The organism is Cupriavidus sp. HMR-1, assembly GCF_000319775.1.
GTDB lineage: Bacteria > Pseudomonadota > Gammaproteobacteria > Burkholderiales > Burkholderiaceae > Cupriavidus > Cupriavidus metallidurans.
This window is the reverse complement of the sequence record NZ_ANKP01000251.1, coordinates 1-16,350: the sequence shown is the minus strand read 5'-3', so window position 1 is coordinate 16,350 and position 16,350 is coordinate 1. Positions and strand designations below refer to the sequence as shown.

19 protein-coding genes and 1 tRNA gene are annotated in these 16,350 nt (G+C 65.1%); 14 read left to right on the top strand and 6 right to left on the bottom strand.

Features of this window, described 5'->3' with window-relative positions; genetic code table 11:
• The 4 genes from D769_RS27260 to D769_RS27245 form a co-directional block, all read left to right on the top strand.
• The coding region (locus D769_RS27260; protein ID WP_193750069.1) for an acetate--CoA ligase family protein at positions 1-635 on the top strand (635 nt) is incomplete at its 5' end.
• Positions 632-1,864, top strand: coding sequence for an acyl-CoA dehydrogenase (locus D769_RS27255; protein ID WP_008651545.1), 1,233 nt, complete (start codon positions 632-634; stop codon positions 1,862-1,864). The genes D769_RS27260 and D769_RS27255, both read left to right, overlap by 4 nt.
• Before the next feature lie 53 nt (positions 1,865-1,917).
• Positions 1,918-2,823, top strand: a complete 906-nt coding sequence (locus tag D769_RS27250; RefSeq protein ID WP_008651544.1) for a TauD/TfdA family dioxygenase — start codon at positions 1,918-1,920, stop codon at positions 2,821-2,823.
• A 150-nt stretch (positions 2,824-2,973) separates the two neighbouring features.
• Positions 2,974-3,942, top strand: coding sequence for a tripartite tricarboxylate transporter substrate binding protein (locus tag D769_RS27245; protein WP_008651543.1), 969 nt, complete (start codon positions 2,974-2,976; stop codon positions 3,940-3,942).
• A 94-nt stretch (positions 3,943-4,036) separates the two neighbouring features.
• Here D769_RS27245 and D769_RS27240 read toward each other — a convergent pair.
• Positions 4,037-4,113, bottom strand: a tRNA-Val gene (locus D769_RS27240).
• 146 nt (positions 4,114-4,259) lie between these two features.
• Positions 4,260-4,649, bottom strand: coding sequence for a hypothetical protein (locus D769_RS27235; RefSeq protein WP_008651542.1), 390 nt, complete (start codon positions 4,647-4,649; stop codon positions 4,260-4,262).
• A gap of 194 nt (positions 4,650-4,843) precedes the next feature.
• On the opposite strand from D769_RS27235, the gene D769_RS27230 reads away from it, so the two are divergent.
• Positions 4,844-5,068, top strand: coding sequence for a CDGSH iron-sulfur domain-containing protein (locus D769_RS27230; RefSeq protein ID WP_008651541.1), 225 nt, complete (start codon positions 4,844-4,846; stop codon positions 5,066-5,068).
• 60 nt (positions 5,069-5,128) lie between these two features.
• Here the strand turns inward: D769_RS27230 and D769_RS27225 are convergent, their stop codons facing one another.
• Positions 5,129-5,452, bottom strand: a complete 324-nt coding sequence (locus D769_RS27225) for a hypothetical protein (RefSeq protein ID WP_024570806.1) — start codon at positions 5,450-5,452, stop codon at positions 5,129-5,131.
• A gap of 167 nt (positions 5,453-5,619) precedes the next feature.
• Between D769_RS27225 and D769_RS27220 the strand changes: the two genes are divergently transcribed.
• From D769_RS27220 to D769_RS27210, 3 genes are all read left to right on the top strand, one after another.
• Positions 5,620-6,201: a TetR/AcrR family transcriptional regulator gene (locus D769_RS27220; RefSeq protein ID WP_008651539.1), complete on the top strand. Its 582-nt coding sequence runs from the start codon at positions 5,620-5,622 to the stop codon at positions 6,199-6,201.
• Entirely contained in the window at positions 6,198-8,192 is a 1,995-nt protein-coding gene (gene shc / locus D769_RS27215; protein ID WP_008651538.1) for a squalene--hopene cyclase, read from the top strand. Before D769_RS27220 ends, shc begins: the two co-directional genes overlap by 4 nt.
• A gap of 74 nt (positions 8,193-8,266) precedes the next feature.
• Positions 8,267-9,187: a DMT family transporter gene (locus D769_RS27210; RefSeq protein ID WP_008651537.1), complete on the top strand. Its 921-nt coding sequence runs from the start codon at positions 8,267-8,269 to the stop codon at positions 9,185-9,187.
• 18 nt (positions 9,188-9,205) lie between these two features.
• Here the strand turns inward: D769_RS27210 and D769_RS27205 are convergent, their stop codons facing one another.
• The gene (locus D769_RS27205; RefSeq protein ID WP_008651536.1) at positions 9,206-9,409 is read right to left on the bottom strand and encodes a DUF3562 domain-containing protein; all 204 of its coding nucleotides are present in this window, start codon (positions 9,407-9,409) and stop codon (positions 9,206-9,208) included.
• Between the two features lie 324 nt (positions 9,410-9,733).
• Between D769_RS27205 and D769_RS27200 the strand changes: the two genes are divergently transcribed.
• From D769_RS27200 to D769_RS27180, 5 genes are all read left to right on the top strand, one after another.
• Positions 9,734-9,994 (top strand): hypothetical protein, encoded by a 261-nt coding sequence (locus D769_RS27200; RefSeq protein ID WP_008651534.1) that lies wholly within the window; start codon positions 9,734-9,736, stop codon positions 9,992-9,994.
• 248 nt (positions 9,995-10,242) lie between these two features.
• Positions 10,243-11,337 (top strand): ABC transporter ATP-binding protein, encoded by a 1,095-nt coding sequence (locus tag D769_RS27195; protein ID WP_008651532.1) that lies wholly within the window; start codon positions 10,243-10,245, stop codon positions 11,335-11,337.
• A 15-nt stretch (positions 11,338-11,352) separates the two neighbouring features.
• Positions 11,353-12,369 carry an ABC transporter permease gene (locus D769_RS27190; RefSeq protein WP_008651531.1) on the top strand — a complete coding sequence of 339 codons (1,017 nt, stop codon included), beginning with the start codon at positions 11,353-11,355 and terminating at the stop codon, positions 12,367-12,369.
• On the top strand, positions 12,366-13,148 hold the full coding sequence (locus D769_RS27185; protein ID WP_008651529.1) for an ABC transporter permease: 783 nt from the start codon (positions 12,366-12,368) through the stop codon (positions 13,146-13,148). The genes D769_RS27190 and D769_RS27185 overlap by 4 nt, the downstream gene beginning before the upstream one ends.
• Entirely contained in the window at positions 13,145-14,233 is a 1,089-nt protein-coding gene (locus D769_RS27180; protein ID WP_008651527.1) for a spermidine/putrescine ABC transporter substrate-binding protein, read from the top strand. Before D769_RS27185 ends, D769_RS27180 begins: the two co-directional genes overlap by 4 nt.
• 32 nt (positions 14,234-14,265) lie before the next feature.
• Here D769_RS27180 and D769_RS27175 read toward each other — a convergent pair whose 3' ends face one another.
• Complete coding sequence (locus D769_RS27175; RefSeq protein ID WP_008651525.1) at positions 14,266-14,760, bottom strand: universal stress protein; 495 nt, start codon at positions 14,758-14,760, stop codon at positions 14,266-14,268.
• A 293-nt stretch (positions 14,761-15,053) separates the two neighbouring features.
• Here D769_RS27175 and D769_RS27170 point away from each other — a divergent pair, with 293 nt between their 5' ends.
• Entirely contained in the window at positions 15,054-15,788 is a 735-nt protein-coding gene (locus D769_RS27170) for an IclR family transcriptional regulator (RefSeq protein WP_008651524.1), read from the top strand.
• A gap of 6 nt (positions 15,789-15,794) precedes the next feature.
• Here the strand turns inward: D769_RS27170 and D769_RS27165 are convergent.
• Positions 15,795-16,350: 4'-phosphopantetheinyl transferase superfamily protein (locus D769_RS27165; RefSeq protein ID WP_008651522.1), on the bottom strand; the 556-nt coding region annotated here is incomplete at its 5' end.

Sequence of the window (16,350 nt, the reverse complement as noted above, 5' to 3'; positions counted from 1 at the left end):
CCGTGCCCGAACGCGCGTGCGCCGTGGCCGAGGCGGCCGTGGTCGCCGCGCGCGAGCTGGGCTTCCCGGTGGTGATGAAGATCCTGTCGCCAGACATCCTGCACAAGTCCGAAATCGGTGGCGTACTGCTCGACGTGCGCGACGAAGCGGCGGTGCGCAGCGGCTTTGCCACGTTGATGCAACGCGCCCGCGACGCGGCACCCGACGCCCGGATCGATGGCGTGCTGGTCGCACGGCAGGTCAGCGGCGGGGTGGAATGCATCATGGGCATCAAGCAGGACGCCGCCTTTGGCCCCATCGCGATGTTCGGCCTCGGTGGCGTGTTCGTTGAAGTGCTGCGCGACGTGGTCTTTCACCGCTGCCCGTTCGGCGAGGACGTAGCCGAACGCATGATTCGCTCGATCCAGAGCGCGCCGCTGCTGCTGGGCGCGCGCGGACGCCCGGTGGCAGATATCCCGGCGCTTGCCCGAGCGCTGTCGCGGCTGTCGATCTTCGCGGCCGCCGCTGGCCCGCGCCTGCAGGCCGTGGACGTCAACCCCGTATTCGCCATGCCGGCAGGACAAGGCGCATTCGCCGCCGACGCCGTTATCGACGTAACCCCACCCCAACCCTCATCAGGAGACCTTGCATCATGACCTTCGACATCCCCAGCGAGTGGGTGGAATTTGGCGACGCGCTGATCCGCTTTGTCGATCGTGAAGTCGTCGCGCTCGAAAAGGAGCATCGCACCCTGCTGGCCAGCGAACGCACGGTCTATACCGCCGACGGGCGCTATGCCCCGGAGGTGCTGGCGCTACGCCGCCAGGTACGCATGCGATCGGCCGAACTGGGCTTCTACACCGCGCTGTCCGCCGAAGCGCTCGGCGGTGGCGGGCTGGGGCCGCAGGCCGCCGTCTACATCCAGGAACGCCTGAACGCCCACTGCGGCCCCGAGCGCCATCTGGTGCAGACCGTGGTGCTGCCCTCCCCATTCACCAATGGGCTGTCGCCGGTACTGAAGCATCTCCATCCGTCGGTCTTCGACACCGTGCAGCCTGAACTGGCCAGCGGCGACAAGACGATGTGCTTCGGGCTTTCCGAACCGGATGCCGGCTCGGACGTCTTTGGCATGCGCACACGCGCTACGCGCGATGGCGACCACTGGGTGCTCAACGGCACCAAGCAATGGATCACCAACGCGCCCTATGCGGACTACGCGATGATCTTCGCCGTCACCGACGAAGAGAAGGCCCGCGCCCACAAGGGCGGCATCACCGGCTTCTTCCTGCCCACTCGCACACCGGGGTTCTCGGTACCGAGTGTGATTCCGACGATGGGCCACCTGGGCGCCGACATCGGCATCATCTCGCTGGAGAACGTGCGCGTGCCGGACACCCATCGGCTGGGGCCGGTCGACCGTGGCCTGTCCGTGGCGCTCGATGGCGTCAACGCCGGTCGCCTGAGCATGGCCGCCAGTTGCCTCGGCCTGGCCGAGTGGGCGCTGGAACAGGCCGTGGCCTACGCGAAGGTCCGCAAGACCTTTGGGCAGCCTATCGGCGACCATCAGGCCGTGCAGATCATGCTGGCCGAATGCGCCATGGACATCTACGCCACCAAATCGATGGTCCGCCACTGCGCCTGGCTGGTGGACAACGATCTGCCCGCCACCAAGGAGGTCTCCATCATCAAGGCATCGTCCACGGAGATGGCCGGGCGTGTCTTCGACCGGGCAATGCAGATTCACGGCGGCATGGGTCTGACCAACGAACTGCGACTCGAGGCCGGCTACCGCTTCGTGCGCACGATGCGCATTCCCGATGGCACCTCCGAGATCCAGCGACGCACCATCGCGCGGCGTCTGCTCGACGGCGACACGGCTTTCTGACCGGCGACGAGCGACTGCCCCAATACAAGACAAAAGACACCAAGGAGACTGCCATGCGAACCAGCGACACCAAGGACACCGAGGACACCAAGAACGCCGAGGACACCAGAGCCCGGCCCTTCACCCTCCACCGCTGCACGCCGACGATCGGCGCCGAGGTCAGCGGCGTGGACCTGGGCAACCTCGATGACACCACCTACCGCGCGCTGCGACAGGCGTTGCTCGAGCACAAGGTGCTGTTCTTCCGCGATCAGGACATCACCCCCGCCCAGCATGTCGCCGCCGCGCGGCGCTTCGGCGAACTGGAGGTCCACCCGATGATCGGCCACCATCCCGATCATCCGGAGCTGGTGGTGTTCGGGCGCGGCGGCGACAAGCGCGGCCGGGAGAACCTGTATCACTCCGACGTGTCGTGGCGCGAACTCCCGTCGATGGGTTCGATGCTGCGTTGCGTGGACTGTCCCGAGATCGGGGGCGACACCATCTGGGTCAACATGGCAGCCGCCTACGCAGCCTTGCCGGAGGACGTGAAAGCGCGCATCGCCGAACTCGGGGCCGTGCACGACGCCATGCCGACCTTCGGCCAGAGCATGGATGGCGAGCGCTACGACGAAATGCGTGCCAAGTATCCGCCGATGGTTCATCCGGTCGTGCGCACCCACCCGGAAACGGGCGAGAAGATCCTATACGTCAACGAGGGCTTCACCACTCATTTCGCCAACTACGCGCGGATGCAACCGTACCGCATCGGCTCGGATTTCCGCATGGCGGAGATGGACCTGATGCAGTACCTGTTTCGGCAGGCCGCCGCTCCCGAGTACCAGGTGCGGTTGCGCTGGCGCGCCAACACGGTGGCGCTCTGGGACAACCGGTCCACCCAGCACTACGCCGTGCAGGACTACTTCCCCGCCGTGCGCCACATGAACCGGGCGACGATCATCGGCGACCGTCCGGCGTAGACCCGGTTACCGACACACACGGCGTCACGGTACTGACCCTGATAGGGCAATCCCGCCCATTCGATTTGGCTGGTTCTCGCATGCCGGATGTCCGCTACCTTGGCGACAAGGGATCCACCGCACATCCGGGACACAGAAAGGAGACACGCAATGTTTATCAAACGACTGCTCGTCGCGGGCATCATGGCCTGGAGCGCGGCCAGCCCGGCGCAGACCTATCCGTCTCGGCCCATCACCTTCGTGGTGCCGGGCCCGCCCGGCGGCGCAACCGACGTCATGGCCCGCGCGCTGGCCGAAGACATGGGCAAGCGCCTGGGACAGACCATCATCGTCGACAACAAGCCCGGTGGCGGTGGCGTGATCGCGGTGCAGGCCGTCACGCGCGCCGCACCCGACGGCTACACCCTGCTGCTCACGCATTCGACGCCGCTGATCAACACGCCCTACCTGTACGCGAATGTCCCGTACAACGTGCGCCGCGACCTGGCCTTCATCTCCGAGCTGTGCGTCGGCAAGCTCGTGCTGGCCGTGGGCCGCGACGTGCCTGTCAAGACCGTGCCCGAGTTTCTGGACTGGGCGGCAAAGAACAAGGGCAAGGTCAGCTTCGGCTCGTATGGGGTGGGTAGCTTTCCCCATCTGGTGGGCGCGCACCTGAACCAGACCCGCCATCTGGACATGATCCACGTGGCCTACAAGGGCGAGGCCCCGATGGTGCAGGACATGCTTGCCGGCAATATCGCCTGGGCCATCGGCTCGGTCACCACACTCGGGCCGCAGATCAAGAGCGGCCGCCTGCGCGCGCTGGCCGTCATGGGCGATAACCGCATCAAGGAAATGCCCGACGTGCCGACCATGACCGAGGCCGGCATGAAGGACCAGGAGATGCGTCCGCCGGCATGGATCGGCCTGTTCGCGCGCTCGGGCACGCCGGCCGCCATCCTGTCGCGCGTCGAAGCAGAGGCGCGCGCGTCGATCCAGTCCCCCGCCATGCGGGCGCGGCTCGACTCGCTGGCGCTGGAACCGGTCGGCAACAGCCCCGAGGAATTCCGCCGCTCGTTCGAAACGGCGGAGCCCATCATGGCCCGCCTGATCAAGAGCAGCGGCGCGACAGCGGAGTAATCGCGGCCGAGTCATCGTGGCCGTATCCGGCGGACCCGGAAAACAAAAACGGACGGCGCCAAATATGGCGACCGTCCGTTTCTGCGTGATGCGTTGGTAGGCTCGATTGGACTCGAACCAACGACCCCCACCATGTCAAGGTGGTGCTCTAACCAGCTGAGCTACGAGCCTGTTGAAGGGAGCGCATTGTATAGACACTGCCACTCTTGCGCAAGCATTTCTTTCGACCGATATTGAAATCGGCGATCAGCCCGCGCGAGCGGCTGCGGCAACCGCCCCTGCACCAGCTCAAATCGACTCCGACAGCGGTCCAACGCTCAAGCCAGCTTCTCCTTCAGGAACGCCACCATATACGGTGTGGCGGCGGCCGCGACAGTCGCCGCCGTGCCGGGGTCGAGCCCCATTTTCTCGCCGAGCGATTCAGCCACGCGGCCGGTCAGGATGCCTTCACCCCCCTCGGTCAGCGACTTGAAGAATCCATCGCCATGCACCAGTCCCGCCGCGAACGCCGCGAAGAAACTCTTGCCAGCATGGTCGCCCATAAGGCCACCACCCTGCTCCTCGACGTGCGCGTGAGCGGTCTCCGCGACCTGCCCGAGCATCTGCTGCGCATCGGCCGGATTGACCCCCTGATCGGCCAGCGCCTGGGCCGCCTGGCTGCCGTGATCGGAAGCCAGGAATTCAGAAACGAGTTGCTGCATATCCATGAAACGCTCTCCTTCGAATAGCCACCACGGCGCCGGGCAGAGGCGCGCGGCGGACCCGCCGGCGCAGCCCGTGGTGAATTCAGCATAGTGCGCAATGCAGGTGTCCGGAGAACGTCCGCGCGGACAAATTCGGAGTACAGTCCCCGACAGGCTCCGGCCACGCAGGCAGATACCGAGCCTGAAGGAGGGACGTCATGGATGACAAGGGTAACGACAGGGCAGTCACCGTCACGGTGCAGGACAACGGGCCCTACCGCATCAAGGGGCCGATCACCATCGTGACGCCGGCCGGCGTACCGTTCACGTTCGAGGGGGATCAGGTCTGGCTATGTCGCTGTGGCCATTCCGAGAGCAAGCCGTTCTGCGATGGTTCGCACAAACGCGCGGGATTCTCTAGCGTGCCCCAACCGAAACCGTGAGACAACAAGACGCGGAGACACGAAGACGCGGAGACCCTGAGACCTGGTGTACCGGCGACTTCACATCGGCCCGGGGAGCGTCTTCAGACCGACCCACAGCACGCAGATGACCACGTTGATCGGCACGCTCAACACGCCCGGCACGTAGAAGAACGCCGACAGCACCGGCGCGCTCAGCATCAGTTCTATCGAACCGCCGAGCAGGCAGAACAGCGCACCACACCAGACCCAGCGGCGCAAATAGGTCAGCAGCCAGTGCGCGTGCGCCTGGTTGAAGCGCCACGCGGCCGAGCGCTCGCGCAGATCGCCTCGACTGGCGTCCTTGAACAGCCAGTCGAAGAAAAAGTACCGGTATAGCAGGGTGCGAAAAGCAAGCTCTTGCATGGTTTGCTCGGGACGTGCCAGCGCCGTGACCATGAGCTTACCCCTGCCAGATCCTCGGTCGCCGGTCTTCCCCGGACTTTTTTCCCGCACGTTCATGGCGGTGCGCAATCCATGGCAATTCGTCCACGAATTGAAAACAATCCGTCCGGATGGTATCTTCCGGGTCCATGAGTGAAGCCCACCGCCGCCCCAAGCAACCGCTCCTGATACGCGACCGCCTGCTCTCCGCCACCATCGACCTGCTGGTCGAGGAAGGCATCGGCGCCGTCACCCTCAACTCTGTCGCCACACGCGCCGGTGTGTCGAAGGGTGGCCTTCAGCATCACTTCTCAAACAAGGAGGAACTGCTGGAAGCCCTGTCTGCCAAGGTGCTCCAGCATTTCACCGGCCAGGTTGCCACGCTGGCTGAATCCGATACCGATGCCCAGGGACGCAATACACGAGCCTATCTGCGCGCCTCCGCCGATGGTTTCGCCGAATCCGGCGAACGCGAGCTGTGGAAGGCCGCGATGATGCTCATCATGGCGCGTCCCGAGTTCCGCACGCCCTACCAGGAGTGGGAATCCGGCAGCCTGAATACGGACCTCGCGCAATGCGAGGACCCCGTCGGCCTGCTCCTGTGCCGGCTGGCGGCTGACGGGCTCTGGCTGGCCGATCTTCTCGGCCATCGCGCCATCCCCCCGGCTCAACGGGCCGAGCTGGTTCGCCGGCTCGAGCAATTGACGCACTGCCGTCCTCAACAAGCATGACCAGAAAAACAATCCCCGCATCGGAACTCGATGCTGCGATCGTCCGCGCACGCGACGCATTGCTGGACCGCCAGCACCCCGACGGCCACTGGTGTTTCGAACTCGAATGCGATGCCACCATCACGGCCGAGTACATCCTGATGATGCACTTCGTCGACGAGATCGACACCGCGCTGCAGGCCCGCATGGCGAAGTATCTGCGCGCGGTGCAACGGCTCGACCGCCATGGCGCATGGGACCTCTACTTTGGCGGCGATCTCGATATCTCCTGCAGCGTCAAGGCCTACTTCGCATTGAAGGCGGCGGGCGATCCGCCGGATGCCCCGCATATGATCAGAGCGCGCGAAGCCATCCTGGCGCGCGGCGGCGCGGCGAAGTCGAACGTGTTCACGCGCATCCTGCTGGCGACCTTCGGCGAGATTCCGTGGCGCGGCACGCCGTTCATGCCAGTGGAATTCGTGCTGTTTCCGCGCTGGGCGCCGATCCACATGGACAAGGTGGCCTACTGGGCGCGTACCACGATGGTGCCGTTGCTGGTGCTGTGCTCGATACGCGCCGCCGCGAAGAATCCGCTTGGCGTGCACGTGCAGGAACTGTTCGTCACGCCGCCCGAACTGGAGCGCGAATACTTCCCGCGCAAGCGTGGGCTGCAGCGCGCGTTCCTGATTGCGGACCGCGTGGTTCGCCACCTCGAACCGCTGATTCCGCGTGCATTGCGCCGCCGCGCCATCCAGCGCGCGGTGGAATGGTCCGAAGCCCGCATGAACGGTGAAGACGGCTTCGGCGGCATCTTCCCGCCGATGGTGTACAGCTACGAGATGATGGTGCTGCTCGACTACCCGGAGGATCATCCGTTGCGGGTGGAGTGCAAGGCCGCGCTGAAGAAGCTCGTGGTCCATCGCGACGATGGTTCGTCTTATTGCCAGCCCTGCCTGTCGCCGGTGTGGGACACAGCCTGGAGCGTGATGGCGCTTGAGCAGGCACCGCCCGACGCACGCACCGAAGCCGCCATCGCCAGCGCCTATGACTGGCTCACTGACCGTCAGGTGCTGGACCTGCGCGGCGACTGGGAAAGCAATGCTGCGCCCAACACGCCGCCTGGCGGCTGGGCATTCCAGTACGAGAACCCGTACTACCCGGACATCGACGATTCGGCCGTCGTGCTGGCGATGCTTCACGCGCGTGGCAAGCGTACTGGCCAGCCCGGGCGCTACGAGATGCCCGTGGCGCGTTGTCTGGACTGGATCATCGGCCTGCAGTCGCGCAACGGCGGCTTTGGCGCGTTCGATGCGAACTGCGATCGCGACTTTCTCAACGCGATCCCGTTCGCCGATCACGGCGCTCTGCTCGATCCGCCAACCGAGGACGTCTCCGGCCGCGTGCTGCTGGCACTCGGCATCACCGAGCGTCCGCAGGACGCAACGGCACGCGAGCGCTGCATCCAGTACCTGCGCGACACGCAGCAGCCTGATGGCAGTTGGTGGGGACGCTGGGGCACCAACTACATCTACGGCACCTGGAGCGTGCTGGCGGGCCTGGGGCTCGCTGGTGTCGATCGCAAGCTGCCGATGGTGCGCAACGGCTTGCAATGGCTGCGCGGCAAGCAGAACGCCGACGGCGGCTGGGGCGAGACGAACGACAGCTATGCCCGCCCGGAACTGGCCGGCAAGCATGAAGACGGCAGCATGGCCGAGCAAACGGCGTGGGCCATGCTCGGACAGATGGCGGTCGGCGAAGGCGACGCGGATTCGGTACATCGTGGCGCCGCGTATCTGCTCGAGGCGCAGAACGAGGATGGCTTCTGGATGCACCCGTATCACAACGCACCGGGCTTCCCGCGCATCTTCCACCTGAAGTATCACGGGTACACAGCGTACTTCCCGCTGTGGGCGCTTGGCCGATACCGGCGGCTGGCGGCCGCGCGCGCATCGGCTATGCAAGCGGCGAAAGCCGAATCCGCCGAATCAGCCGAGTCGATGACGGTGCACTGATCGGGAAAGCACGCTAGGCGGCGCGGGCTGGAAAGTGCTACTGTCGGCCCATCCCCCGCTCCCGCCAGCCAGGCATGTCAGAACGCCCGACGTATGAGGTACCCGCCGCAACGCCGGGCGCCACACCGAACACGCAGTGGCTGCGCGTAGCGCCCGCACTGTTCCTGCTGCTCTGGTCCGGCGGATTCGTCTTTCTGAAGCTCGGCCTGCGCCATGCCGACCCGCTGACCTTTCTGGCCTTGCGCTATGCCTGCGTGGTCGGGCTGCTGATCATCCCCTGCCTCTGGATCCGCCCCGCGTTCCCGTCGGGCATCAAGCCTTGGCTGCATCTAGGCATGGTGGGCCTGCTGATTCAGGCCGGCTATTTCTCGTTCACCTATCTGAGTCTCAAGCACGGCATGTCGGCCGGCGCGGTTGCGCTCGTCACATCACAACAGCCGATCCTGATCGGGCTGCTGGCGCCAGCCATTGCCGGCGAACGCGTGGACCGGGTGCGATGGCTTGGGCTGGCACTGGGCGTAACGGGCGCGGCCATCGTCATCACATCCCGATCGTCCATCGACGTGGCCACCCCTGCCGGGCTGATATTCGCCCTGCTCGCGCTGCTGGCGATGACGGGTGGCACGCTGTGGGAAAAGCGCTTCGGCACGACCGTGCATCCGGTGGCGTCGAATCTCGTGCAGTACGCCGTCGGACTCGCCATCACCGCGCCGCTGGCCTATGCGCTCGAACCGATGCATGTGGCATGGACGCCAGAGTTGTTCGGCTCGCTGGCCTACCTGGTGATTGGCAATTCGATCATCGCCATTTCGCTGCTGCTGGCGATGATTCGGCACGGCGAGGCCTCGCGAGTATCGGCGCTGTTTTTCCTCGTGCCGCCGATGACGGCGGTGATCGCCTTCGCGGTGCTTGGCGAGTCGATTCCGCTCGCCGCATGGCCGGGGATGGCCATGGCCGCAATCGGGCTCTATCTGGTAATGGGCAGGCGGGGTTGATAGACCCGACGACGCCCGTTAGTGCGGGCCAGCCGCGTATCGTCCGCGCAGTGCCTTGATGACGCGCCGCTCCGCCAGCACCACGACGTAGTCCAGAATCCGCGCATCGGACGATAGTGAGCACCAGGCGTCCCAGAATTCCCGCTCGACCAGTTTCCTGGGTGCGCCATAAAGCTCCGCAATCCGGTCGATCGCGTGTTCGCCCGATGCCGGGCGACGCATCGAGCCACCTCCCGACGCAGAGGGAATTGCGGGGCTTGAACGATCTGGCTCGGTTCCAGGTGCGAGATACATGGCAGGGCCTTCACGGTGAGGAGTTTGTCGAGTGTAGACGCTACGGCAGGCATTCCAAGTACAGCCAACGTACTGCATATGGCTTACTACCCGTGATACTCCCCCACGCCGATTGCCCTTTGATTCGACACAAGGAGTTATCGTATTTTGCTTTCCTGCGGCGGGCATCCTGCGTCACCGTTAGTCTTTGGGCCAATAGAGATCGCCCGCATCACACGCTAAGGTGTAAAACGCCAACCACGGGAGACCCGCATGAGATATCTGGCAAGCCTGATCATGATTTCCGCGACACTTTGCACTGCCCCGGCCTGGGCGCAGTCGGCCTCCGGGGCGGCGGCGCAGGGCAGCAATGACGCCATCGTCAAGATGCGCGGAGAGGTTAACGCGGCACGCAAGGAATACAACCGGAAGGTTGCCGAAGCGAAGAAGGTCTACAACGAGGCCAAGGCGGCTGCGGCCAAGGAGCGCGATGCGGCGATCTCGGCTGCTCACGCTGCCGCCGGCCAGAAGTAACGACGTGCGCGCCCAGGCGCGCGAAGTCCCGCCAGACCCGGTTGCCGGTCCACCTTGCCAACCCAAGGTGGACCGGCAATTGCACTTTCATGCCTAGTGGCCGTTCGCGCCACGACGCTTCTCCTCTTGCCTCCAACATTGCGCTGCTGGCGCCGCCAGATCACGCGCGGGCTTCTATCATGCAGTTGTGGATGTGGCCTTGAACGCCGCATTGCTATCGTCGGCGCCGGCGCGGGAGGAATGCGTGCATGGACCTGCTGGAAGTTCATCACCTGTCCAAGTCTTTCGGCGGCCGGCTGGTCCTTGACGATATCGGCTTCAATGTCGGATCGGGGCAATTCTTCACGCTCGTGGGGCCTTCGGGATGCGGCAAGACCACCCTGCTGCGGCTGCTCGGCGGTTTCTCCGAGCCCGATAGCGGCGAGGTGCTGTTTGACGGCAAGAGCCTTCAGGGCGTGCCACCCGAGCATCGCCCCATGCACACGGTCTTCCAGAGCTACGCGCTTTTCCCGCACATGACCGTGGCCGCCAATATCGCTTTCCCGCTGCGGATGCAGAAATTGCCGCGCCACGAAATCGACGGGCGCCTGGGCGGCCTGATCGAAAACGTCCGCCTGCAAGGCTTCGAACGCTACTACCCGCACGAGCTTTCCGGCGGACAGCGTCAACGCGTGGCCATCGCCAGGGCACTGGCCGCGCGTCCGCGGCTGCTCCTGCTCGACGAACCGCTGTCCGCGCTCGATGCGGCGCTGCAAACCCAGATGCTTCATGAGTTGATCGCGTTGCAGCAGCAACTGGGTGTGGCGTTCATCTACGTCACGCACGATCAAACCCACGCACTGGCACTCTCGCAGCGCATCGCCGTGATGCATGAAGGCCACATCGTCCAGCTCGATACACCCGAAGCGATCTACCGTGCGCCGGCCACGACATTCGTGGCTGGATTCATCGGGTCCTGCAATCTGCTGGATGCCACCGTCGCGGAATCGAACGCGGCGCGCCTGCGCGTGCGCATCGCTGGCGTGGGCGAGCGCGACATGCCCGCGGGGCAAGCGCTGACCATCGGCAGCCGTGGCACCGTTGCCATCCGGCCCGAGGAAATCCGGCTGCGGCCACGTGGTGCGTCGCCGGGCGGCGACACCAGTGCGCCGATGCTAGAAGGCGCCGTCGTCGACCGGCTGTACCAGGGCGATGTCACGCTATACACGGTCGAGCTTGCCAGCGGACACCGGCTGCAAACGATGGTCGCCAACGCGGGGCCGGTGACCGACGGGCAGTTCACGCAGGGCGATCGGGTCGAGCTCGACTGGCCCGGCAACGCCGGCGTGTTTCTAAGCCGGTGAGGCGAAGAGACAGCCATGATCACGCGCGCGGATCGGCTGGCCCGCTGGCTTGTCTGTGGCATCCCCATCGCCTTCCTGCTCGCCTTCTTCGGCATTCCTTCGGCCATCATGATCGTGGCGGCATTCCGGACACCGGCGGAGTCCGGCGGATTGCTGCCGCTGATTCCACCTGACCAAGGTCTGACCACCACCGCGGCCCTCACCGTGCTCAGGCACTGGCAGGATCTGTTCACGCTCGACAACATCCGCGAGTTGATCCAGGAACCGCTCTATGCCGGACTGTTTCTCAAGTCAGCCGGCTACGCCGCGCTGACCACCGCGATCTGCCTGGTGGCTGCCTACCCGCTGGCATGGTGGATCGCCCGCAGCGACAAGCGACGGCGCGACCTGCTGCTGATCCTTGTGATCCTGCCGTTCTGGTCGAACTTCCTGATCCGGATCTACGCATGGATGATCATCCTGAGTCCACGCGGATACCTGATGCATGGCGTCAACAGCCTCATCGGCTGGATCGGCTTCGCCCCGGTCGAAGCGCTCTACACACCCGCGGCCGTCATCCTCGTGCTGGTCTACGTACACCTGCCGTTCTTCATCCTGCCGCTCTATGCCAGTCTGGAAAAGCAGGACCCACTGCTGCTTGATGCCGCGCGCGATCTGGGCGCGAATGGCTGGCATTGCTTCTGGCAGGTGATCTGGCCGCTTTCGCTGCCGGGCGTCTACGCGGGCATCGCACTCGTCTTCACGCCGTGTCTGGGGATCTTTGCCGTGCCTGAACTGGTGGGCGGCACGCGATCGATCCTGATCGGCAACCTGATCAAGCAGCAGTTCCTCGATAGCCGCGACTGGCCGCTGGGGTCGGCGCTATCGCTGGCGCTGGTAGGCATCGTGCTGGCGTTGATCGGACTGGCGACGCTGGCGGCACGCGTGAAGGGCACGGCGCGTGCCGCCTCGCAGCGGGGTACGCGCAGGTCCGCCCGTCGTTCAGCGCAACCCGCGCCGGCCGCCGTGGCCACTGGCAGGAGATCGTCATGAATCGCCCCCGATGGCCTGTGTGGGTGGCCTGCCTGGGCTGCGCGGTCTATGCGTTCCTGTACCTGCCGCTGCTGATCGTCGTGGCCTACTCGTTCAATGACTCGCGCCTGAACGCGGAATGGGACGGCTTCACGCTGCACTGGTATGACGTGCTGGCAAACGATCCGAACATGCTGGGTGCGGCGTGGAACTCGTTGATGATCGGCGCGATCGCAGCAGGCACGTCATGCGTGCTCGGCACGCTCGCCGCCATCGCGCTGCACCGCTACCGGCCGCCATTGCTGACTACGCTGGTGCTCGCGCCAATCGCGATGCCCGAGGTATTGATGGGGGTGTCGCTGCTGTTGTTCTTTGTTGCCGTGAATATCGATCTCGGCCTGACAGCCGTGGCGCTGTCGCATATCACGTTCTGCGTGGGCTTCGTTGCCGTGGTGGTCCGTGCCAGGCTCGAAGGGCTCGACGAGAGCCTGATCGACGCCGCCCGCGATCTCGGCGCCTCGCCGCTTCAGGCCGGGTGGCATGTCATGCTGCCGCTGATGCTGCCTGGCGTCCTCGCGGGCGCGTTGCTGGCCTTCACCCTGTCGATGGACGACTTTGTCGTGACCTTCTTCACGGCGGGGCCCGGCCAACCGACACTGCCGCTGCAGATTTACTCGATGATCCGGATCGCGGTCACGCCGGAAGTGAATGCGATCTCGTCCATCCTCATGATGCTGACACTGGCCGTGTCGCTCACGGCCTATCGCGTTTCGCGCGACGTCTGGAGGGCGCAACTATGAGTCATCGTATATGGGCAAAGGTGCGCCATCTGCTGGTGGGCCTGACGCTGACGGGGTGCTTCGGCCTGGCCATGGCCACGGAGGACCTGAACGTATTCACCTGGAACAACGCGCTGTCGCCCGAGACGATCGCCCGGTTCGAGTCCGAATGCGCCTGTCACGTGAACCTGACGTACTTCGGTTCGATGGAGGAAGCGCTGGCCAAGCTCGCGGGCGGCGCGCAAGGGTTCGACGTGATATGTCCGAGCAACTACGGCATTCCGGCGCTGATCCGCCTGGGGCTGCTCCGGCCGCTGGACAAGCACGCCATCCCGAATCTTCGCAATATCGACCCGGCGTTCCTGAACACGCCGCTCGACCCGGGCAACGTCTATTCCCTGCCCTACGATTTCACGATCACGCTGGTCGGCTACAACGCCACACGCCTGCACGCTCTGGGGCTCGATGCGTCGTCATGGTCACTGGTCTTCGACCCGCACATGCTGGAGAAGCTGCGGGGCCGTGTCACCGTGCTGGACGACCCCCGCGAAGTCATCGCGGCCGCGTTGCGCTACAAGGGCCACTCCGGTAACTCGACGGACCCTGCGCAACTGCGCGAAGCCGAGGCGGCCATCCGCGCCGCGCTGCCCTACTGGGCAGCGTTCAACAGCCAGAGCTATATCCGCGAGCTTACGGTCGGCAATATCTGGGTGGTGCTCGGCTATTCGAGCGATGTCTATCAGGCCGGGTTGGACGCGCGCAACACCCATCGGGCTTTCTCGATCACGTCATCGCTGCAGCGCGAGGGCAATGGCATGACCGCCGACAGTTTCGTGGTCACTAAGACGGCGCCGCATCCCGCGCTGGCATACAGGTTCATCAACTTCATGTTGCGCCCTGAAAATGCCGCAGAGATCACTAATGCCATCGGCGCGGGCAATCCGAATGCCGCGGCGCGCGCGTTCATCCGGCCAGACCTGCTGGCCGACCCGGTCATCACGCCGGGCGCCGCGCAGCGGCAGCGGCTCGAACAGTTGAACGACCTCGACAGCGGCACGCGGCGGGCGTGGAATCGCGCGTGGACCGACCTCAAGGTCGGCCACTAGCGATTCCAGCGGGCAAGGATTGGGATAGGGAGTTACGCGGAGGTGGTGCTTTGGCCGGCGGTCACTTCCTCGGCCAGCGGAATGTCCCCACGCACCACCAATACGGGAACGGAAGCGTGGCGCACCAGGGTTTCGGCCACGCTGCCAAGCACGACGCGCTGCAGCCCGCTCTTGCCGTGGGTGCCGATGACCACCAGGTCAGGCTTGCTGTCCTGGATGTCATGGATCAGCCGGTTCGCGACATCGCCGAGCGTGGACTTGTCGTCGAGCAGCCGCTCGGTGAACTTGATGCCGGCGCGCTCGGCGTGGTGCCGGGCCTTGACGAGCAGCGCATTGCCGGCCGCCACGCGATGCTGGTGCTCCTCCTCCAGTTCACCGCCATGCGCGCGCACCCTAAGGAAACCGTAGTCGATGACATGGATGATCTCGAGATTTGAACCGGTGGCGCGGGCCAGCCGGACGGCTTCGTCCAGCGCGCGGGACGAGCAGTGGCTATCGTCGATCGGGACCATGATGTTGCGATACATGTGGGGCTCCTTTTGGAATGGCAGTCCCCGCCGGGATGGCGGAGATTCTCACACGTCACTCTAAGCGGGGAGGTTGTTGTTGCTTTGATGTAGCGCAAACTCGCTCCAGTCTTAAATCTAGCCGACTCCGGGAACCTGCGCTTGCGGCACTGCGAGCACCCAGCCAGCCACATCGACCGGATATTCGGGCCCGTGCTACAGTCCGCCGGGTATCAGACGCCACATTCAGACGCCCCAAGACTCCGCCCGCCATGCCAGAGCGCCCCGCCCCTTCCGCTGCCAAACCGTCGTCGATGAACGTCAAGACGGCGCTGCGCGTCATCGAAATCATCGAAACGTTCGCACGCGAGCGCCGGGCGTTGTCGCTGTCGGAACTGGCCCGCCTGCTGGCCGTGCCGGCGTCGAGCTGTCTGGCGCTGATTCGCACGCTGACTTCGCTGGGCTATCTCTACGAAACGGCGCGCCGCCAAGGCTACTACCCCACCGGCCGCCTGCTGGCGATGGCGCAGCAGATTGCTCGCCACGATCCCGTGCTGGATCGCGTGCATGGCACGATGAGCGAGTTGCGTGACGCCACCGGCGAAACCATTGTCATCGGCAAACTGCATGAAGGGCAGGAGGTGGTGTATCTGGATGTGCTCGAATCACCACATGCAATTCGATACATCGCCACGGCCGGCGAGCGCCGCGAGCTTCATGCCAATTCGATCGGCAAGGCCCTGCTGGCGGCGATGGACGAGGCCGAACGCGCGACGCTGCTCGCGCAACTGCCCTTCCAGGCGTTCACCTCGCGCACGCTGACCACGCCCGCCGCGCTGGAAGCGGATCTGCTGCAGGCGCGCGAACGCGGCGCCTATGTGAACCTGAGCGAGTCGATGCCTGACGTGGGGGCGCTGGCATGGCCGGTGCGGCTGTCCGGCGAGTGCTACGCGATTTCGATTGCGGGTCCGGTCTATCGGATCGAGCCGCACCTCGACCGCTATGCGCCAATGCTGCGAGCCGCCTGCGCGTCGCTGGAAAAGACCTGAGCGGAATCAGTCAGCGGCGTCGCGCTCGCGCAGCCGCCAACCGGTGGTATCCGGCAAGCTCAGTCCGTCCACGGGCGCGGAAGCCGCCAATGCCAGCACGGCGTCATCGCGCCGCCAGGTCACCGCATTGGCCTGGGATATCGGCGCCGGCAGCGCCTCCACCACATGTCCCATCATGGTCTGGAACAGGTTGCCACCGTGGCACTTGATCCACGCTTCCTTCAGGGTCCAGAGTTGAAAAAACGCCACGAGACGCGCATCGGCATCGCTCTCGCGCAACAGTTCGGGTAGCGCGGCACGCTCGGCCTCCGTCGTGGTGGCTTCGATCAGCGTGTCCAGATGCTTGCGCGGCTGCAGGTGCTCGATATCGATGCCAACCGGCACATCGGCCACTGCGCAGGCCAGGTGATCGCCGGAATGGGCAATTGACACGAACACCGGCACGCCCACCGCGCCGCTCGTATGTATCGCCAGCGGCGGCGAATCCTCCGCGGCCGACAGCGCCCACTCGGACGCATCGCCGCCGAATGTCACCGCCAGCAGCCGGCGCGCCAGCCACCGG